The organism is Paractinoplanes ovalisporus, assembly GCF_016834655.1.
GTDB lineage: Bacteria > Actinomycetota > Actinomycetes > Mycobacteriales > Micromonosporaceae > Actinoplanes > Actinoplanes ovalisporus.
Genome location: NZ_JAENHP010000003.1, coordinates 530700 through 548917, shown reverse-complemented (window position 1 = coordinate 548917; position 18218 = coordinate 530700). Strand labels below are relative to the sequence as shown.

The following is an 18218-nucleotide window of genomic DNA, read 5'->3' as shown; positions in this document are numbered from 1 at the left end:
TGGTGCCTTCCGGCATTGGGGGGTTCCGATGGGTGATCGCGCGCGGCACAAGCTCTGGGCCCAGGACGCGCTGGCCGAGATCGAGTACTTCCGGGCGAGGTTGGCGGTGACCACGCACGTCCGGGAACGCCCCCGGCGGCGATGGTCGTCCCCACCCGCGCCGGACGCCCACGCTCCCGTGGCCGCCGGTGAGGCGAAGCGGCTGCTCGACCTGGCCACCGACGCCGCCTGCGGCCGGAAGCCACGATATGTGCCGGTGGTCAGCTGGTGGTCGGGCAACTGCACCGAGTCGGCGTTCCGGCACGTGCACAACGCCGAGGCCGTGCTGGTGACGCTCTATGACCAGGGCGCTCTGCGGGCCGAGGTGCCCGAAGCCGTCCGGCGGGCCCAGGAGTCGCTGGCGGTGGGGGATCCGATGCGGGCGCTGTGCCATCGGATGTTCCTGGCGTGGGAGAAAGGCCAGCACATCGACGCGTCCGACCTGGCCAAACTGATCGAGGCCGGGCACGCGGCGGCCGACCGGCAACGCGCGCGGCTGCGCATGTTCCGCAACGTGCTGATCACCGGATTCGCCGTGACCGCCCTGCTGCTGATCTGCCTGGTCGCCTTGGCGGCGTGGCGGCCCAACCTGGTGCCGCTCTGCTTCGTGCAGAACCCGCCGCCGGCCGGTCCGAACCTGCCGAACATCGTCTGCCCGGTCAAGTCGATCCGCAACGACAACCTGACACTTCTGCACACCGCGCCGTCGTCGCTGGACTTCTTCACGGTCGCCGTGCTCGGCCTGATGGGCGGCGCGCTCTCGTCCGCCCTGTTCATCCGGGACCTCTACGCGAACGCGACACCCTACAACGTGACGGTTCCGCTGGCGTTGCTGAAGTTGCCGGCCGGGGCGCTGACCGGCCTGGTCGGGATCATCCTGCTGGCCGGTGAGTTCGTGCCCGGGTTCAGCGCCATCGACAAACCGATCCAGATTCTCGCGTACGCGCTGGTGTTCGGATTCGCGCAGCAACTGTTCACGCAGTACCTGGACCAGCGCGCCCAGCGCCTGGTGAACAGCGTGCCGACCAAGACCCGCGGCGCGTCTGTCCCTGACACGCCGCGAGCCGAGCCTTGTTGATTCGGGGTCAGGCGGGGTCCGGTCCGTTTCCGTCTGGGCCGAGCCCGCTTTCCGTCCTGGCCCGGTCCGATCTCAGGCTGGGTCCGGTCGCTTTCAGGCGGGGCCCCAGTCCGCGCCGTAGTCGAACGTCGGCGAGGTGGACACCCGGCGCCGGTCGGAGCCGTCCGGGCGCATCGTCCACACGTCGCCGTTGAGGTCGGTGGTGGCGGTGCGGAAGCTGAAGGCGATGCGGCGGCCGTCCGGCGACCAGCTCGGGCTGGTGGCGCGGCCGGTCCCGTCGGTGACGTACCTGATCCGGCTGGTGCAGTCCGCCTCCGACCGGCATGTGGCGGGCACGGTGGCGATGTCCAGGCCGTCGGAGCCCGGCCGTGCGACCTGGAAGACGATCAGGTCCTTGGTGGGTCCCGACCGGGCCGGGGAGAGATCCGGGCCCTCGACCGGAAGGCTCCAACTGGTGAGCTGCCGTACGTGGCGTCCCGGCAGATCCATCCGGAACAGCGCGGTGGCGAAGTCCTCGTTACGCAGGTCGGCCTCTTCGCCGCCGTCCCGTTGGTAGATCACGCGGCGACCGTCCGGGGAGATCGAGGGCAGAATGTCGCGGGCACCCGGGACAGCCGGCGTGAGTCGATGGGCGTCAGTGCCGTCGGCCCGGGCGATCTCGAGGTGGCCGGTGGTGAAGGTGGTGTCGGGCGCGTTCGTCGCGGCGTAGAGGGCCGTGCCCCAAGTCCTGGTGTCTTGTGGACGGCGCCGGAAAAGTGTCGTACCCGGTTGGTTTACTCACCCCACCCAGTGACGGGGGTGGGGAATGTACTGGCCGACGCACGGCTCGGCGGTGCCTGTGGAGGGCGGCGGAAGAGTGTCGTACCTGGCTGGTTTACTCGCCCCACCCAGTGACCGGGGTGGGGGACGAGATCAGACGGCAGCCACGCGGCCGGGCGGCGTTACGGGCGAAATGCCGTACCCGGAATGGTGTCTGCAATTGATCTTTCGAAAGGGCTACCGTGAACTCGCTGTTTCCGCCTCGTTGACACGGCGTCACGAGCCCATCAATATGTCTCCATGTCTCTATGGGAGCGCTCCCGAAGTGTGGCCGTGGCCGGGGCGGCAGTTCTGATCGTGACGGCGGTGGCTGCGGTGCCGGCCAGCGCTGCCGATGAGGTGGAACAAGTAGTCAACGGGGGCTTTGAGAGCGGCACGGATCCGTTCTGGGCCAACGCGGGAATGACGCTCGCGGTCGACGCGGGTCGCGGCTGTGTGGACGTGCCGGGTGGCACCGCCAACAAGTGGGATGCCATTCTCGGGCAGAACGACATCGATCTGGTGGCGGGGGAGACCTACCGGTTCTCATTCGACGCGAGCGGCAGCGCGGCCAAGTCGGTTCGGGCGGTGGTCGGGCTTGCGGTCGACCCGTACGACACGTACTTCGAGCAGTCGCCCGTTCTCGGGGACACCGCACACTACGAGTGGACGTTCACGGCGAGCACCTCGACCGCCCAGGGGCAGGTGGCGTTCCAGCTCGGTGGCAGCCCGGATCCGTGGAGGTTCTGCGTGGACAACGTGTCGCTCGTGGGCGGGGTGCCGCCGGAGGTGTACGTCCCGGACACCGGGCCCCGGGTGCGCGTGAATCAGGTCGCCTATCTGCCGGACGGGCCCAAGGTGGCGACCCTCGTGACCGACGCGACGGCACCAATCGCTTGGGTCCTCAAAGACAAAACAGGCAAAACCCAAGCCAGCGGCAAGTCGCAGCCGCGCGGCGTGGATGTCAGCTCGGGACAGAACGTCCACACGATCGACTTCGGGCGTGTGACGAAGAAGGGCACTGGCTACACGCTGACGGCGGACGGCGAGACCAGCCGGCCGTTCGACATCGGCGCCGACGCGTACGCGAAACTCCGCACCGACGCGCTCAAGTTCTACTACACGCAGCGCAGCGGCATCGCGATCGACGAGGCGCTGCGCCCGGGCTACGGACGTCCGGCGGGGCACGTCGACGTGGCGCCCAACCAGGGTGACGGGGACGTGCCGTGTCAGGCCGGTGTGTGCGACTACCGGCTCGACGTGCGCGGCGGCTGGTACGACGCGGGCGACCACGGCAAGTACGTCGTCAATGGCGGCATCTCGGTGTGGCAGCTGCTGAACGCGTACGAGCGCACCCCGGGCCTGCGCAAGGTCGGCCTGGCCATCCCGGAGAGCGGCAACGGCACCCCGGATCTGCTCAACGAGGTGCGCTGGGAGCTCGATTTCCTGTTGAAGATGCAGGTGCCGGCCGTGAAGCCGTACGCGGGAATGGCTCATCACAAGATCCACGACCAGAACTGGACGGGGCTGCCGCTGCTGCCGCACCTCGACCCGCAACCGCGCGAGCTGCACCCGGTGTCGACGGCTGCCACGCTCAACCTGGCCGCCACGGCCGCGCAGGCCGCGCGCATCTACAAGAAGTACGACCGCGCGTTCGCGCAGAAAGCACTGAACGCCGCGCGCACCGCGTACACCGCGGCCAAGGCCAACCCCGCGCTGTACGCACCGGAGTCCGACGGCGTGGGCGGCGGCGCGTACAACGACAACAAGGTGACCGACGACTTCTACTGGGCGGCCGCCGAACTGTTCCTCACCACGGGGGAGAAGCAGTACCAGGCCGACGTGCTCGCGTCGCCCGAGCACACGGCCGACGTGTTCGGCGCCGGCGCCTTCGACTGGGGCAACACGGCCGCGGCCGGACGTCTCGACCTGGCGCTGGTGCCGAACCGGCTGCCCGGGCTCGCGCAGGTGAAGGCGTCGGTGGTGGCGGGGGCGGAGAAGTACCTGGCCGTTCAGCGACAGCACCCGTACGGGGTTCCGTACGCGCCCGCGAACAACATGTGGGACTGGGGCTCGAACAGCGTCATCCTCAACAACATGGTCGTGATCGCGGCCGCGCACGAACTCACCGGGCGGGACAAGTACCGCGACGGCGTGCTCACCGGGCTCGACTACATGTTCGGGCGCAACGCTCTCAACATGTCCTACGTGACCGGCTACGGTGAGGTCAGCTCGCACAACCAGCACAGCCGCTGGTACGCCAAGCAGCTCGACCCGGCCCTGCCCAACCCGCCGGTGGGCACGCTCGCCGGCGGCGCTAACTCGTCGATCCAGGACCCGTACGCGCAGAGCAAGCTCACCGGGTGCGTCGCGCAGTTCTGCTACATCGACGACATCCAGTCCTGGTCCACGAACGAGCTGACGATCAACTGGAACGCGCCCCTGGCGTGGATCGCGGCTTACGTGGCGGCCCTGTAAAGGGGTCGCTAAGGCGGCGCGGGTCGGCTTAGGTTGACGGAATGTCCTCCGAAGCCGCCCGTGCCGCCGAAATCCTGAGCCAGCTCGCCACCCCGTTGCGATTGCGGGCGTACGCGGAACTGGTGCACCGTGGCGCCGAGGGCGCGTCGATCGCCGAGCTGGCGTACACGCTCGACGTGACGGTGCAGGTCGCGGGCGAGACCTTGGCCCGTCTGGTCGGCGCCGGGCTGGCGACCGGAACCGGCAACGGCATCTACCGCGCCTCCCCGGGCGAGTTGCGCGAGGCGGCCCAGGCCATCGACCGGTCCCAGCCGATCGCGTCCTATCTTGGCGACTACCCCCAGTTGCGGGGCAACTTCACGCACGGTCGCCTGTCCACGATGCCGCCCACGTTGAGCGAGCGTTACACGATGCTCGGCGAGTTGCTGGCGCGCTTCCTGCGGCTCGACGGCCTCTACGGGGAGGACGAGATCAACCGCCGCCTGGCCGAGGTGACCGACGATGTGGCCGCGGTCCGCCGCATGCTGGTCGAGACCGGCTGGCTGGAAAGGGATCGGGCCGGTTCCACGTACGGGCCGGGCCGTTCCGTGCCGCAGCAGATGTTCAGTGGAGGCCAGGCCGGGTAATCAGCCAGGTCATGGCGCTGCCGATCGAGGACTACGCGATGATCGCGGACACCCAGACCTCCGCCCTGGTGGGGCGTAACGGATCCATTGACTGGTTGTGTGTGCCGCGGTTCGACTCCGGGGCCATTTTCGCGTCCCTGCTCGGCGAGGAGAAGAACGGGCACTGGACCATCGCGCCGGTCGCCGGGCATCAGAGCCGCCGCTGCTACCGCGACGAGACCATGGTGCTCGAGACCGAGTTCGAGACGGACGCCGGACTCGTACGGGTGATCGACTTCATGCCGCCCCGTACGGAATCGCCGTCGGTCATCCGCATCGTCGAGGGCGTGCGCGGCGAGGTCGACATGAGCATGGTGCTGCGGCTGCGCTTCGACTACGGCAACGTCGTCCCATGGGTCTACCAGGAGCAGGGCGCGCTGGTGGCGGTGGCCGGACCGGACGCGGTGTGGCTGCGGACGCCGGTCGAGACGCACGGCGAGAACCTGGCCACCCACGCCGATTTCACCGTACGGGCGGGGGACCGGATCCCGTTCGTGCTCACGTGGCGGCCCTCTCACCTGACCTCGCCCGACCCGGTCGACGCGGTGCACCAGCTCGGCGTGACCGAGGGTTACTGGCGTGGGTGGGTGTCGGCCTGCACGTACGAGGGGGAGTGGCGTGATGCCGTCGTGCGGTCGCTGCTGACCCTCAAGGCGCTGACCTACGCGCCGACGGGTGGCATCGTCGCGGCCGCCACCACCAGCCTGCCCGAGAAGCTGGGCGGCGTCCGCAACTGGGACTACCGCTTCTGCTGGCTGCGCGACGCCACCATCACGTTGCAGTCGCTGCTGTTCAGCGGGTTCCAGTCCGAGGCGACGGCCTGGCGCAAGTGGCTGCTGCGCGCGATCGCCGGTAACCCCGAGGAACTGCAGATCATGTACGGGGTGGCCGGCGAGCGCCGCCTCGACGAGTACATCGCGCACTGGCTCACCGGCTACGACGGCAATCCCGTACGGATCGGGAACGCGGCCGCCGAACAGTTCCAGCTCGACGTGTACGGCGAGGTCATGGACGCCCTGCACCAGGGCCGGCGCGCGGGTCTCAAGGCCGACGACCCGGCGTGGGGCCTGCAGGTCAAGCTCATGCAGTTCGTCGAGGAGCACTGGCGCGACCCCGACGAGGGCATCTGGGAGGTGCGCGGCGGCCCGCAGCAGTTCGTGCACTCCAAACTGATGGCGTGGGTGGCGGCCGACCGCGCGGTGAAGGCCGTGGAGGAGTTCGACCTGGACGGCCCGGTCGACCGGTGGCGGGCCCTGCGCGACGAGATCCAGGACGAGATCCTGACCAAGGGCTACGACCCTTCCCGCCGTACGTTCACCCAGTACTACGGTTCCCAGGAACTCGACGCGGCGCTGCTGATGGTCCCGCTGGTCGGTTTCCTGCCGGCCGACGACGAGCGGGTCGTCGGCACAGTCGAAGCCATCGAACGCGAGCTGATGGTCGACGGCTTCGTGCAGCGCTACACCCAGCACCCCGACACGGATGTCGACGGCCTGCCCCCGGGCGAGGGCGCCTTCCTGGCCTGCACGTTCTGGCTGGCTGACAACTACGCCCTGATGGGCCGTCACGACGAGGCCCGCGAAACCTTCGAGCGCCTGCTCGCCCTGCGCAACGACGTGGGCCTGCTCTCCGAGGAGTACGACACCGAGACGGGCCGCCTGGTCGGCAACTTCCCCCAGGCGTTCAGTCACGTCCCGCTGATCGACACCGCCCGTACGCTGACCGCCGCCCTGGCCCCCACCGAGGCCCGAGCCACCGAGGGCCTGCGCTAGGCCCGTATAGTGGCTCGTCGATGACGGCGGCTCCGGAAGTTCTGCGTGAACCTGGCTTCCGCCGTCTCTGGCTGGCCAACGCGTTCCGCGACTCGGCGGGCCAGGTCAGCTCGTTCGCGCTCCCGGTCACCGCGGTCACGCTCCTGCACGCCAGTGCGTTCCAGATGAGCCTGATCGTGGTCTTCAGCCGCGTCGGCTTCGTGCTGATCGGACTCCCGGCCGGGGTGTGGATCGACCGCTGGGTCAAACGCGACGTGCTCATGTGGGCGGACATCGCGTACTTCGTCTCACTGGCGACCATCCCGATCGCGTACGTGGCCGGGGTGCTCACGGTCCCGCAGCTGATCGCGGTCGCCTTGGTCATGAGCGTGGCCAACGTGTTCTTCAGCATCGCCCACACGAGCATCCTCCCGCTGATCCTGCCCAAGCGGCGCGTCGCCGACGCCCGGGCGCGGTTGCAGACCTCCGAGAGCGCCATCCAGGCCTCGTCACCCGGCGTCGCCGGAGTCCTGACAACGGTGGTGGCCGCGCCGCTGCTGTACGCGGCGTCGACGATTTTCCACCTGGTCTCGGCCGTCCTCATCCGTTCGGTCGACGCCCACGAGAAGCCGAAGTCACGCGACGAGATCGAGGGACGGGACTTCCGCCGTGAGGTCAGGGAGGGCGTGGCGGTCACCTTCCGGCAACCGCTGCTACGGCTCCTGGTCGGGCAGGTCGCCTTCCACAATTTCGGCATCGGGCTCATGGCGTCCGTCGTCGCGGTCTTCATCCTGCGGACCCTCGGCATCTCGCCGTGGCTGTTCGGCGTGCTCTCGACCGTCGGGGCCGTCGCCGGTCTCGTCGCCTCGGTCGCCTGCCCACCGCTGCGGCGGCGGTTGGGCGAGGTCCGCATGACCCTGATCTTCTCCGGGTTCGCGCCCTTCGCCGTCCTCTGCATCCCCCTCGCCGGCGTTCACCACGGCCTGGCGGTTGCCTTCATCGCCGTGGCCGAGGTGGTGCTGAGCTTCGCCGGGGTCGGGCGATCGGTCGCCGCGGCCGGGCTACGCGCCCGCGTCACGCCGAACCGCTACCTCAGCCGGGTGTCGGCCGCGAGCGGAGTCATCACGCAGGGTGCCACCCCGCTCGGCGCGCTCCTCGGTGGTCTGCTCGCCACCTCTGTCGGCGTGACCAACGTGCTCTGGCTGAGCGTGGCCGTCATCGCCGTACCGCTGGTTCTCATGCTGAGGTCACCGATCCGGTCCCACCGCCGGCTCCCGCCCGAGTGGGAGGTCGAGGATTGACGCCGCCACGTCGTCGTCCCTCGTGAGCAGCAGGAACCCGGAGTCGCCGGCGCGGGCGCCGATGCGGTCGGTGAGCATGGTCGCGCGCATCGCCTGGTAGAGGCCGTCCTTCTCCAGCCGCGCGATCGGATACCCGGCCGTGCAGATCACGAAGGCTTTCCCCGTACGGACGGGGGTCTGCGCATGGTGTGCGAAGCCGGCAGTCCAGACCCGGTCGAACCAGCCCTTGAGGATCGCGGGGCAGTCGGCCCACCACACCGGATAGACGAACGCCCACACGTCGGCCGCCGCGAGCTTGGCCTGTTCGGCCGCCACGTCGGGGGAGACCGGCCGGTCGGCGTGGTAGCCGGACTCGCGGGCGTACTCCTCGCGGCTCATCTCGGCGCGGAACCCCATCGCGTACAGGTCGGAGACCGTGACCGTATGGCCCTCGGCGGTGACGCGGTCGAGGAAGGCGCGCAGCACCCGGCCGGTGAAACTCAGCGGATCGGGATGGGCGAAGACGACATGGACGTGGCTCATGATGTCATTCTGCTTTCCGCCGGTCGCCCCATGGACAGGCGGCCCGCCGGATTCTAATGTGGGCCGCGCTCCTTCGCGGAAACGACGAAAGCGGGAGAAAGAATGGCCACCAAACCGCCCCGGAAAGCCGGCTCGAAAATCCAGGCCGTCGTGCTCGCCTCGGTGATCTTCCTGGCCCTCGGGATCATTGCGGTCGGCGCTCTCGCCGGCTTCGCCTCCGAATCGGAGGAGACCCGCAAAGGCCTGTTCGTCACGGCCACGGTCCTGATCCTGTACGCGGCGGCGATGGCGGTCGGCGCGTTCCTGGGCTTCCTGTACGGCATGCCCCGGTCGCGGCTGGCCGACCTGACCGCCGGCACCGAGGCGTCCCCCGAACAGTCGAAGGCCACACTCAGCGCGAAATACCTCACGAACTCGAATTTCATCAAGGTCTCGGATTGGGTCACCACGATCATCGTCGGCCTCGGCATTGCGAATCTGAACGAGATCGTCCCGGCCGCCCGCCGCCTCGGCAGCGCGTTGACCGAACCGATGGGCGGCTCCCAGTTCGGCGCCGCGATCGGCCTGTCGGTCGTCCTGGTCGGCCTCATTTCCGGTTTCGTGCTGTGCTATTTGTGGACGACGATTCGCGTACGCGAACTCCTCGAGGAGGCTGAGGCCGCCCTCACCACCGTCCCCGACATGAACGGCAAGAGCCCGGCCGAGGCGATCGAGCTGGCGTCCGCCCGTTCCATAACCCTGGTGCTGCGCCCCCTGAACGGCGACCGCATCAGCCACCAGAACATCTCCCCGGGAACAACGGTCCGAACCGGCCAGGCGGTCGCCGTCGAGTAAGTCGTTACGCTCGCGACATGACCGACCCGGGATTGCGGCCGGTGAACCTGGGCCAGGGAGCGGGGGTCACGGCTCGCGGTCGACGTGGCGCAGCCAGGCGGCGACCAGCTCGGCTCGTTCGGAACGGGTCACCCGGCCCTGGAAGCGCTTGCCGTCGATTTCCAGCTCGATCTCGCTGGACTGGCGGCTCAGCCAGGACGAGATGACCGCCATGACGTGTTCGGCCACGGTTGGCGCCAAGGTGACGATCAGGGTGCCGACGGCGAGCGCCTGGCCGGATTTTGCGCCCGCGGGGGAGTCCGTGGTCGCCGGCCGTACATCGTCGACATCGGAGTCGAGCAGCGCCTCGCGGAGGTTGTACGCGAGTTCCTGCAGCTCTTCGGCATCGGCGGTCGCGTGCAGGATCCGTACGGGGAAATCCGCTCTCGGCATGGATCACACCAATTCCGTCAAAGGATCACGAGCTGGGGATCACCGCGACTTTAGCCCTTGATGGGGCGGAATGGAGTCGGCCGAACGTGTTGCAGGTGCGGGAACCGCAGCTATAGGCATCGATCAAGAGCGGCTATACGATCACGGCAACGGCTGGGAGCGGGTTGCGGAGTCCGCCGGAATCAGCGAATGAATGTTGCCGTGCGGACGTGTTCCGGATGCCTGCTGTCAAGCAAGCACTTTCATGATCACCCAGCGCGTTCCGGCCCGGGGCGCGCAGAGGGAGGAACACGGTGCGTACCTTTACCCGCACGATCGCCGTCACTGTGGCGGCCACCACCATAGCCGCGATCGCGGCCTGTTCGCCGCCCGAGAAGGAGACCGAGTCGTCGGGCTCCTCCGCCGCGAGCGCGACCAGCGCGGCGGACCTGGGCGGGATCGACAAGCTCGTCGAGGCGGCCAAGGCCGAAGGCCAGCTCAACGTCATCGCGCTGCCCCCGAACTGGGCCAACTACGGCGAGATCATCAAGACCTTCGGCGACAAGTACGGCATCAAGGTCAACTCGGCGCAGCCGGACGGGTCCAGTCAGGACGAGATCAACGCGGCCAACCAGCTCAAGGGGCAGGGCGGCGCTCCGGACGTGTTCGACCTGGGCGCGACGGTCGCCACCGCCAACGTGGCCATGTTCGCCCCGTACAAGGTGGAGAAGTTCGCCGAGGTCCCCGACAACCTGAAGGATGCCAACGGCGCCTGGGTCAACGACTACGGCGGCTACATGTCGATCGGCTACGACAGCGCCAAGGTGCCGGCCCCGACCAGCCTCGACGACCTGCTCAAGCCCGAGTACAAGGGCAAGGTCGCGCTGAACGGCGACCCGACCCAGGCCGGCGCGGCGTTCGGCGGCGTCCAGATGGCGGCGATCGCCAAGGGCGGCACGGTCGAGGACATCAAGCCCGGCGTCGACTTCTTCGGCGAGCTCAAGAAGGCGGGCAACCTGCTGCCGGTCGACCCCGACTCGGCCAGCATCCAGTCGGGTCAGACCCCGGTCGTGTTCGACTGGGACTACCTGAACGCGTCCGAGGCGACCAAGCTGAAGACCTGGAAGACCTTCGTCCCCAACGGCGCCGTGCTCGGCTCGTACTACGTGCAGGCGATCAACAAGGATGCCCCGCACCCGGCCGCCGCGCGTCTGTGGCAGGAGTTCCTCTACTCCGACGAGGGCCAGAACCTGTGGCTCAAGGGCGGCGCCCGCCCGGTGCGGGCCGAGGCCATGGAGAAGGCCGGCACGATCGACAAGACCGCGTTCGAGGCCCTGCCCAAGATCGAGGGCACGCCGGTCGTCCCGACCGAGGCGCAGAACACGAAGGCCAAGGAGTACCTCTCGGCGAACTGGGCCAAGACCGTTGGCTGAGGTTGCCGCCACCGCCCCGCAGACCGTGGCCAGGCGGCCTCGTCTGCGGGGCGTCACCTCCCTGCTCGGGACGGTGCCGTTCTTCGCGTACGTGACGATCTTTTTGGTCATCCCGACGCTGGTCGTCGTGATCGGGGCGTTCGCCGGCAACGACGGCGGCGTCTCGCTGGACAGCATCAGGGCGCTGGGCAACGACGTCATCCTGGATGCGTTCGGGCGCAGCATCGCGCTCTCGGCCATCAGCGCGCTCGTCGGCGCGGTCCTGGGAGCCCTTCTCGCGTACGCCCTGGTGACCGCGAAGCCGGAGGGTGTGCTGCGCCGGACGGTGACCGCGGCGGCCGGCGTGCTCGCCCAGTTCGGCGGCGTCACCCTGGCGTTCGCGTTCCTGGCCACGATCGGCCTGTCCGGCTTCGTCACCGTGTGGCTGCAGGACACGTTCGCCATCGACCTGTACGAGAACGGCGTCTGGCTGTTCGAGCTGCCGGGTCTCACCCTGGTCTACACGTACTTCCAGATCCCGCTCATGGTCATCGTCTTTCTGCCCGCCCTCGACGGCATCCGTCCCCAGTGGCGGGAGGCGACCGAGAGCCTGGGCGGGACGACGTGGCAGTACTGGACCCGCGTGGCCGGCCCGCTGCTCGCCCCCGCGTTCCTCGGTTCGACCCTGCTGCTGTTCGCCAACAGCTTCTCCGCGTACGCCACCGCGGCCGCCCTGGTCAGCCAGGGCAGCCCGCTCGTGCCGTTGCAGATCCGCGGCGCGCTGACCAGCGAGGTCGTGCTCGGGCAACAGAACCTGGGCAAGGCGATGGCCCTCGGCATGGTCGTCGTGGTCGCGGTTGTCATGGCGCTCTACACCCTGCTGCAGAAGAGGACGTCGAAATGGCTGGGGTGATCGCCCGCCGGGCCCGCAAACAGCGGATCTTCCGCTGGACCGTGCTGATCGTGCTCGGCGTCTTCTTCGTGCTGCCGTTCGTCGCGATGATCGAGTTCTCGACCCGCGACCCCGGAACGTGGCCGCTGCTGGTGAACTGGCCCGAGCTCAGTGAACGCTACCCGGCGCTGGCCGAGGGCATCACCAACTCGCTGCTGCAGGCCGCGCTCACCGCCGTACTGATGCTGGTGTTGCTCGTCCCGACCGCCGTGTGGGTGCGGTTGCGCCTGCCGAAACTGCGCCGGCTGGTCGAGTTCATCTGCCTGCTGCCGCTGACGATCCCGGCCATCGTGCTGGTCGTCGGGCTGGCGCCGGTGTACGCCTGGGTCACGTACTTCCTGGGTGGCTCGTCACTGACCCTCGTGTTCGCGTACACCGTGCTGGTGTTGCCGTATGCCTATCGCGCCATCGACACGGGACTGTCGGCGATCGACGTGAAGACGCTCGCCGAGGCCGCCCGCTCGCTCGGCGCCGGGTGGGGCACGGTGATGTGGCGGGTCGTGCTGCCCAACATCCGCTCGGCCGTGCTGTCGGCGGCGTTCCTGACCGTGGCCCTCGTGCTCGGCGAGTTCACCATCGCGTCGCTGCTCAACCGCACCAACCTGCAGGTCGCGATCAACTTCCTGGGCAAGAGCAGCGCCACCATGTCGGTCGCGGTCTCGTTGACCGCGCTGCTGCTGGCCTTCGTCCTGCTGCTGTTGCTGTCCCTGCTCGGCGAGCGCCGCCGAAAGTCCCTCAAGGAGTCCGCATGACCGGCGTCGCCGTACAACTCAACGGGCTGCGCCGCACGTTCGGCACAGTCCACGCCCTCGACAACCTCGACCTGTCGATCGAACCGGGCGAGTTCGTGGCGCTGCTCGGACCCTCCGGCTGCGGCAAGACGACGGCGCTGCGCGTGCTGGCCGGCCTCGAGGACGCCGACAGCGGTCAGGTGCTCGTCGGCGGCCGGGACATGACGGCCCTGCCGGCGAACCGGCGCGACATGGGGATGGTCTTCCAGGCGTACAGTCTCTTTCCGCATCTGACCGCCCTGGCCAACGTCTCGTTCGGGTTGTCGCTGCGGGGACGCTCCAAGAACGTCGCTCGCGCCAAGGAGATGCTCGAACTGGTCGGGATCAGCCAGTTCGCCGACCGCTACCCGCATCAGCTCTCCGGTGGGCAGCAGCAGCGTGTCGCCCTGGCCCGCGCGCTCGCCATCGAGCCGAGTGTGCTGCTGCTCGACGAGCCGCTGTCGGCGCTCGACGCCAAGGTGCGCGTGCAGCTGCGCGACGAGATCCGCCGCATCCAGACCGAGGTCGGCACGACGACGCTGTTCGTCACGCACGACCAGGAGGAGGCGCTGGCGGTGGCCGACCGGGTGGGGGTGATGCGCTCGGGCAAGCTGGAGCAGCTGGCCTCGCCGGCCGACATCTACCTGACTCCGGCGACGCCGTTCGTGGCCGAGTTCGTGGGGCTGAGCAACCGGCTGCCCGGCACGGTTGTGGGCAACGAGGTCGAGGTGCTGGGGACGCGGCTGCCGCTGCTCTCGCCCGCCTCGTCGCCGTCGGTCACGGCCCTCGTACGACCGGAGTCTGTGCAGGTCACGCCGGATGACACGGGCGAGGGACGGGTGCTGACAACCAGCTTCCTGGGACCGATCAGCAAGGTGACCGTGACGGTCGGGGAGCAGCTGGTGGTGGCGCAGGTGGCGACCGACCGTCTGGCGTCTCTGGCGCCGGGCACTCCGGTACGGATAACCCTGCAGCCCAGTCCCGTCGCGCTGGCCTGATTTCCGCGTTTCGCTGCGACTCGCCCGGGACGCTTCGTACGGTCTGTAGCCGTGCGCAAACGTCTGATCGCCGTCGTCACGGCCCTGCTGCTCCTGCCGGTACTCACGCCCTCTTCGGCCGGAGCAGCAGGCACGGTGTGGCACGTCGTACGCCCGGGCGAGACGCTGGCCTACATCGCCGCGCTGCGCGGGGTCAGCGTGCAGCAGCTGACCGCCTGGAACGGTATCCCGGCGGACGTGCCCGTGCAGGTTGACGCCGTGTTGCGGCTGAACGCGCCCGCCGAGCCACTGCCCGCCTTCCAGACGCGCGTCGAGACGGTGACTCCGGCCGCGGTGAACTGGAAGCCGCTCAAACGCTGCCCCGTGCTACCGATCAACCTGCGTCGCGTCTGGGTTTCCTACATCGACTTCAACGGCGCCTACCGCGACGGGAGCGTGATCGTCCGCAAGGACGTCGCGGCCCGCGCCCAGCAGGTCTTCGGCACCCTCTATCGCTGGCGCTTCCGCATCATGGGAATGGCCCCGATGAGGATCAACAACCCCACCGAGTCGAACATGGCCACGGTCACGGCCGGCTACAACTGCCGTGCGGTCGGCGGCACCAAGGTCTGGTCCGAGCACGCCACCGGCACCGCCATCGACATCAACCCGTTCCAGAACCCGATGATCCGGGGCCGCTCCGTGTCCCCGGCCGGCAGCCAGTTCTATCTCGAGCGCAACCGCTACCTGATCGGGATGGTCCATCCGGAGGGCGCGGCCCGGGCCTTCACGTGGAACGACTTCTACTGGGGTGGTCGCTGGACCAGCCTGAAGGACTACATGCATTTCAGTCTCACCAACAAGTGACGAGGCCGCTCGGCTCAGCCGGCCACCAGGTCGCGGCGGCGCGCGGCGAGCAGGCCGAGTAGGCACGTCGCGGCTCCGACGGCCAGCAGCGCGATCAGGCCGAGCGGAACGCCGTCGGCGGCGGCCACGTCGGGGACATGCCGGAAGACGCCGAGGCGCTGGACGGCGCCGGGAATGTCGAACAGATCGCCGAGCAGGGCGAACAGGGCGCCTGCGGTCAGGGGCAGCCAGGCCAGCCCGGCCCAGGACGGCCGCAGGCCGAGCAGCAGCGTGGTGATGCCGATCAAGGCGACGACCGCGGGCCACTGGCCGAGGAGATAGCCCAGGGTCCGCACGGTGACGTCGGGGCCGTCGATGACCACGGGGGCGATCACCGCGCTCAGCGCCGCGGCGGCCAGAAGCACGATCGCGCCGCCGGCAGCGGTGACGGCCGCCTGGGCGCCCAGGGGTGCCCAGCGGCGGCGGCCGGTGGTCAGGACGAGGGCGGTCAGGCCGGTGCGTTCGTCGTGCCCGGCCGTCAGCATGGCCAGGATGCCGAAGACAGAGACGATGATGCCGGTGACCGTGCCGCAATAGGAGAGGTAGCCGGCGACGCGGTCACCGGCGCCGACCTGGGCGCCGAGGAAGCCGCCGAGGTCGGGCTGGGTGACGGCGCCCGCTCCCATGGCGCAGAACAGGCCGCTGATCGCGGTGACGGCCGCCGTCCAGGCGATCAGGCTCGTTCGGGTGAGACGGGCGGAGAGAGCGGCCACCGTCCGTACGGGAAGCCGACGGGTGCTGGTGTCACGGCGGGGGAGAATGCCCGCGCCGTATTCGCGATGTGCTGCCGTCGCGGCCGCCGCGACGGCCAGGGCAGCGGTGACGGTCAGGGCGACGACCGGCGGAATCCATCGGTCGGCGCCGAAGGGCTGGGTCGTGGCGCGCAGACCGAGGGGAGTGAAACCGTTGAGCCAGGCGAGGTCGCGGGTGTCGGCCATGGCCCGTACGGCGAAGGCCGCACCGACGGCGAGGAAGCCCAGCAGGCGGGTCTGTCCGGCGGTCGCGGCGACCTGGGCCAGGCCGACGGTGAGCACACCGAACAGCAGGAAGGTGATCCCGATGACGGCGCCGAAGCTGAGGGCACCGGTCAGGTCGGCGCCCTCGACGTGGGCGCCGGACACCACGGCGGCGGCGGTGCAGCCGGCGGTGAGGACGCTCGCCACGGCGGCGAGGAGCACGAGCGCATCCCGTACGGGGAAATGGGGTGGGACGCCGCAGGCGCGGACGAGCTCCAGCGTGCCGTTGTCCTCGGCCGCGCGGGTCAGCATGGTCGCCAGCAGCACCGCCGCGACGGCCGCGAGCACGGTGACGATCGCGCCGATCTCCCAGGCGAACATCAGTGCCGGAGTACCCGGATCGGGCAGCCGGCCGTACATCAGGGTGGTGGCGGCGTCGTGCTGGGCCAGGGCGACGGCGATCCGGCGATCGGCCACGGTGGCGTAGGTGGACCGGTAGGCCGGCAGGGTGGGGCCGCTCAGCGCGATGAGCAGCGCGACCCAGCACAGGATCGGAAGGCGATGGCGGCGGGCCATGAGCAGCAGCAGGGTCATCGCGCGGCCACCTGGTAGTGACGCAGGAAAAGATCCTCCAGGCGGGCCGGGGTGCACGTGATGTCGGCCGCCCCGGCCTCGGCGAGAACGCCCAGCACCGCGGCCACCCGATCACGGGGCACGTTCAGCACGAGCCGGCGCTCGGCCGGGGCGTTCCCGGCCAGACCCCACGACCGCAGCCGTACGTCGATGGCTGCGCGCGCTTCGTCCGGCAGGTGCGCGGTGATGGTCGACGCCGCGAGGTGCCGCATGTCGGCCAGCCGCCCGGACTCCACCAGCCGGCCGTCCTTGATGATGGTGACCGCGGAGCAGACATCCTCGACCTCCTCCAGAAGGTGGCTGGAAAGCAGCACCGTGCGCCCGGCCGCGGCCGCCTCCCGGACGCACTGCTGGAAGACCTCCTCCATGAGCGGGTCGAGTCCGGACGTGGGCTCGTCGAGGATCAGCAACCGGGTCGGGGCCGCGAACGAGGCGACCAGGACGACCTTCTGCCGGTTGCCCTTCGAGTAGGTCCGTATCCGCTTCCGGGTGTCCAGCGCGAAGGCCTCGGTGAGCCGCTGCTCGGCGGCGACGTCACGGGCACCCCGCAGGCCGGCCAGCGCGTCCAGAACCTCCTGCCCGGTCAGCGTGGGCCACAGAAAGACCTCTCCCGGTACGTACGAGATCTGGCGGGTCACCTCGGCGGCGTGCGAGGCGGGGTCGAGCCCCAGCACGCGCACGAGCCCGGCGTTCGCCCGGTAGAGGCCGAGCAGCACACGGATGGTCGTGGACTTGCCGGCGCCGTTGGGGCCGAGGAAGCCGTGCACCTCGCCCTCGCGGACCAGCAGGTCGACGCCGTCGACGGCGGCGAGGGCGCCGAACCGCTTCACCAACCCGCGAACCTCGATGACCGGGCCCGTTGTCATGACTGATGCTCCTTCTCGATGGCCGACAGAAGGGCGTCGGCGATCGCCCGGTCGACGCGGCGCTCGTGCGCGCCGGAGAGCCGCAGATAGAGCTCGGCCGCCCGTCGGGCCACGGCCAGATCGATCGAGCGGAAGACGGTCGGCAGATCGTCGCCGAGGGAGTCGCGGATACGGTTCACGACGGCCGCGGCGATCCGGGCGACCTGCTCGTCGTCGTACGCCGTGCTTTCGCCGGAGCGGGCGGCGACCTGTCCGAACAGGTGCAGGCTGTGTGCCTTGGCCGCCTCGGTCAGTCCCTCGTAGAGCACGGCAGCCTCGGGCGGCATGTCGCCGCGGTAGAAAGCGAGCTCGACGAAGTCGCGTTCCCGCCGGATCGCCCGCCGGGCCGGGCGGTCGGTGGCCCGAGCCGCGATGTCGTCGTAGAACCGGGCGATGCCGGCCGGCATGGGGGAGAGCGCGCCACCCTGCTCCACGGTGGACATGAGTCCCCGCATCCGTTCCCGCTGCGCCCCCAGCCGGGCGATCTGGTCGTCGAGGGCGGTGACCGTGCTCTCGAGATCGGCCAGCACCGACCGGCGGGCCGCCCCGGGCGTCGCCGCGGGATCGTGCAGCAGGCTTCCGACCCGCGCCAGCCCGACGCCGGCCTCGGCCAGCCACCGGACCCGGACGACACGGGCCACGTGGACCATGCCGTAGTCCCGGACCCCGTCCCGGGTCGGTGGAACCGGGACCAGGCCGATCTGGTGGTAGTACCGAACGGTCCGGACAGTGACGCCGGTCAGCTCGGCGAGCTCCTTGATGCGCACCCAGTCAGTGTCGACCGCGACGTTGCGTAACAGTCAACGAAGACAGGCCTTCGGTCCCGCCGG

The 18218-nt window shown here is 69.5% G+C and carries 17 protein-coding genes; 11 read left to right on the top strand and 6 right to left on the bottom strand.

Features of this window, described 5'->3' with window-relative positions; all coding sequences use genetic code 11:
* Window positions 1-28 precede the first annotated feature (28 nt).
* The gene (locus JIG36_RS12835) at window positions 29-1117 is read left to right on the top strand and encodes a hypothetical protein (RefSeq protein WP_203376335.1); all 1089 of its coding nucleotides are present in this window, start codon (window positions 29-31) and stop codon (window positions 1115-1117) included.
* A 93-nt stretch (window positions 1118-1210) separates the two neighbouring features.
* On the opposite strand, the gene JIG36_RS12830 is transcribed toward JIG36_RS12835, so the two are convergent.
* Entirely contained in the window at window positions 1211-1678 is a 468-nt protein-coding gene (locus JIG36_RS12830) for a TolB family protein (protein WP_203376334.1), read from the bottom strand.
* Between the two features lie 498 nt (window positions 1679-2176).
* Between JIG36_RS12830 and JIG36_RS12820 the strand changes: the two genes are divergently transcribed.
* Genes JIG36_RS12820 through JIG36_RS12805 form a run of 4 tightly spaced genes read left to right on the top strand, consistent with a single transcriptional unit; the run spans window position 2177 to window position 8110 of the window.
* Complete coding sequence (locus tag JIG36_RS12820; RefSeq protein ID WP_203376333.1) at window positions 2177-4393, top strand: glycoside hydrolase family 9 protein; 2217 nt, start codon at window positions 2177-2179, stop codon at window positions 4391-4393.
* A gap of 41 nt (window positions 4394-4434) precedes the next feature.
* Window positions 4435-5019: a DUF2087 domain-containing protein gene (locus JIG36_RS12815; protein ID WP_203376332.1), complete on the top strand. Its 585-nt coding sequence runs from the start codon at window positions 4435-4437 to the stop codon at window positions 5017-5019.
* Window positions 5020-5030: 11 nt separating this feature from the next.
* Window positions 5031-6830 carry a glycoside hydrolase family 15 protein gene (locus JIG36_RS12810; RefSeq protein ID WP_203376331.1) on the top strand — a complete coding sequence of 600 codons (1800 nt, stop codon included), beginning with the start codon at window positions 5031-5033 and terminating at the stop codon, window positions 6828-6830.
* A gap of 20 nt (window positions 6831-6850) precedes the next feature.
* A complete protein-coding gene (locus JIG36_RS12805; RefSeq protein WP_203376330.1) occupies window positions 6851-8110 on the top strand; it encodes an MFS transporter in 1260 nt (419 codons plus the stop codon).
* On the opposite strand, the gene JIG36_RS12800 is transcribed toward JIG36_RS12805, so the two are convergent.
* The gene (locus tag JIG36_RS12800) at window positions 8057-8632 is read right to left on the bottom strand and encodes an NAD(P)H-dependent oxidoreductase (RefSeq protein ID WP_203376329.1); all 576 of its coding nucleotides are present in this window, start codon (window positions 8630-8632) and stop codon (window positions 8057-8059) included. The genes JIG36_RS12805 and JIG36_RS12800 overlap by 54 nt on opposite strands.
* A gap of 102 nt (window positions 8633-8734) precedes the next feature.
* Here JIG36_RS12800 and JIG36_RS12795 point away from each other — a divergent pair, with 102 nt between their 5' ends.
* On the top strand, window positions 8735-9466 hold the full coding sequence (locus tag JIG36_RS12795; RefSeq protein ID WP_203376328.1) for a PASTA domain-containing protein: 732 nt from the start codon (window positions 8735-8737) through the stop codon (window positions 9464-9466).
* Between the two features lie 66 nt (window positions 9467-9532).
* Here JIG36_RS12795 and JIG36_RS12790 read toward each other — a convergent pair whose 3' ends face one another.
* On the bottom strand, window positions 9533-9898 hold the full coding sequence (locus tag JIG36_RS12790) for a hypothetical protein (protein WP_203376327.1): 366 nt from the start codon (window positions 9896-9898) through the stop codon (window positions 9533-9535).
* A gap of 293 nt (window positions 9899-10191) precedes the next feature.
* Here JIG36_RS12790 and JIG36_RS12785 point away from each other — a divergent pair, with 293 nt between their 5' ends.
* From JIG36_RS12785 to JIG36_RS12765, 5 genes are read left to right on the top strand one after another with little or no spacing between them, the layout of a single operon-like run.
* Window positions 10192-11310: an ABC transporter substrate-binding protein gene (locus tag JIG36_RS12785; protein WP_203376326.1), complete on the top strand. Its 1119-nt coding sequence runs from the start codon at window positions 10192-10194 to the stop codon at window positions 11308-11310.
* Window positions 11303-12202: an ABC transporter permease gene (locus JIG36_RS12780; protein ID WP_203376325.1), complete on the top strand. Its 900-nt coding sequence runs from the start codon at window positions 11303-11305 to the stop codon at window positions 12200-12202. The genes JIG36_RS12785 and JIG36_RS12780 overlap by 8 nt, the downstream gene beginning before the upstream one ends.
* Window positions 12190-12993 carry an ABC transporter permease gene (locus JIG36_RS12775; protein WP_203376324.1) on the top strand — a complete coding sequence of 268 codons (804 nt, stop codon included), beginning with the start codon at window positions 12190-12192 and terminating at the stop codon, window positions 12991-12993. The genes JIG36_RS12780 and JIG36_RS12775 overlap by 13 nt, the downstream gene beginning before the upstream one ends.
* Window positions 12990-14009, top strand: coding sequence for an ABC transporter ATP-binding protein (locus JIG36_RS12770; protein WP_203376323.1), 1020 nt, complete (start codon window positions 12990-12992; stop codon window positions 14007-14009). The genes JIG36_RS12775 and JIG36_RS12770 overlap by 4 nt, the downstream gene beginning before the upstream one ends.
* Before the next feature lie 51 nt (window positions 14010-14060).
* Complete coding sequence (locus JIG36_RS12765; protein WP_203376322.1) at window positions 14061-14855, top strand: M15 family metallopeptidase; 795 nt, start codon at window positions 14061-14063, stop codon at window positions 14853-14855.
* Window positions 14856-14869: 14 nt separating this feature from the next.
* Here JIG36_RS12765 and JIG36_RS12760 read toward each other — a convergent pair whose 3' ends face one another.
* Genes JIG36_RS12760 through JIG36_RS12750 form a run of 3 tightly spaced genes read right to left on the bottom strand, consistent with a single transcriptional unit; the run spans window position 14870 to window position 18155 of the window.
* Window positions 14870-16444 (bottom strand): efflux permease Rv1217c-related protein, encoded by a 1575-nt coding sequence (locus JIG36_RS12760; protein ID WP_203376321.1) that lies wholly within the window; start codon window positions 16442-16444, stop codon window positions 14870-14872.
* Entirely contained in the window at window positions 16441-17349 is a 909-nt protein-coding gene (locus JIG36_RS12755) for an ABC transporter ATP-binding protein (protein WP_203376320.1), read from the bottom strand. The genes JIG36_RS12760 and JIG36_RS12755 overlap by 4 nt, the downstream gene beginning before the upstream one ends.
* The gene (locus tag JIG36_RS12750; RefSeq protein WP_203376319.1) at window positions 17346-18155 is read right to left on the bottom strand and encodes a MerR family transcriptional regulator; all 810 of its coding nucleotides are present in this window, start codon (window positions 18153-18155) and stop codon (window positions 17346-17348) included. Before JIG36_RS12750 ends, JIG36_RS12755 begins: the two co-directional genes overlap by 4 nt.
* Between the last annotated feature and the right edge of the window lie 63 nt (window positions 18156-18218).

Bases quoted from the DNA above. Each gene is read 5' to 3' on its own strand.
- JIG36_RS12755 (WP_203376320.1), bottom strand. From the start codon at position 17,349: ATGACAACGGGCCCGGTCATCGAGGTTCGCGGGTTGGTGAAGCGGTTC.
- JIG36_RS12790 (WP_203376327.1), bottom strand. From the start codon at position 9,898: ATGCCGAGAGCGGATTTCCCCGTACGGATCCTGCACGCGACCGCCGAT.
- JIG36_RS12770 (WP_203376323.1), top strand. From the start codon at position 12,990: ATGACCGGCGTCGCCGTACAACTCAACGGGCTGCGCCGCACGTTCGGC.
- JIG36_RS12775 (WP_203376324.1), top strand. From the start codon at position 12,190: ATGGCTGGGGTGATCGCCCGCCGGGCCCGCAAACAGCGGATCTTCCGC.
- JIG36_RS12795 (WP_203376328.1), top strand. From the start codon at position 8,735: ATGGCCACCAAACCGCCCCGGAAAGCCGGCTCGAAAATCCAGGCCGTC.
- JIG36_RS12760 (WP_203376321.1), bottom strand. From the start codon at position 16,444: ATGACCCTGCTGCTGCTCATGGCCCGCCGCCATCGCCTTCCGATCCTG.
- JIG36_RS12810 (WP_203376331.1), top strand. From the start codon at position 5,031: ATGGCGCTGCCGATCGAGGACTACGCGATGATCGCGGACACCCAGACC.
- JIG36_RS12815 (WP_203376332.1), top strand. From the start codon at position 4,435: ATGTCCTCCGAAGCCGCCCGTGCCGCCGAAATCCTGAGCCAGCTCGCC.
- JIG36_RS12800 (WP_203376329.1), bottom strand. From the start codon at position 8,632: ATGAGCCACGTCCATGTCGTCTTCGCCCATCCCGATCCGCTGAGTTTC.
- JIG36_RS12835 (WP_203376335.1), top strand. From the start codon at position 29: ATGGGTGATCGCGCGCGGCACAAGCTCTGGGCCCAGGACGCGCTGGCC.
- JIG36_RS12805 (WP_203376330.1), top strand. From the start codon at position 6,851: ATGACGGCGGCTCCGGAAGTTCTGCGTGAACCTGGCTTCCGCCGTCTC.
- JIG36_RS12820 (WP_203376333.1), top strand. From the start codon at position 2,177: ATGTCTCTATGGGAGCGCTCCCGAAGTGTGGCCGTGGCCGGGGCGGCA.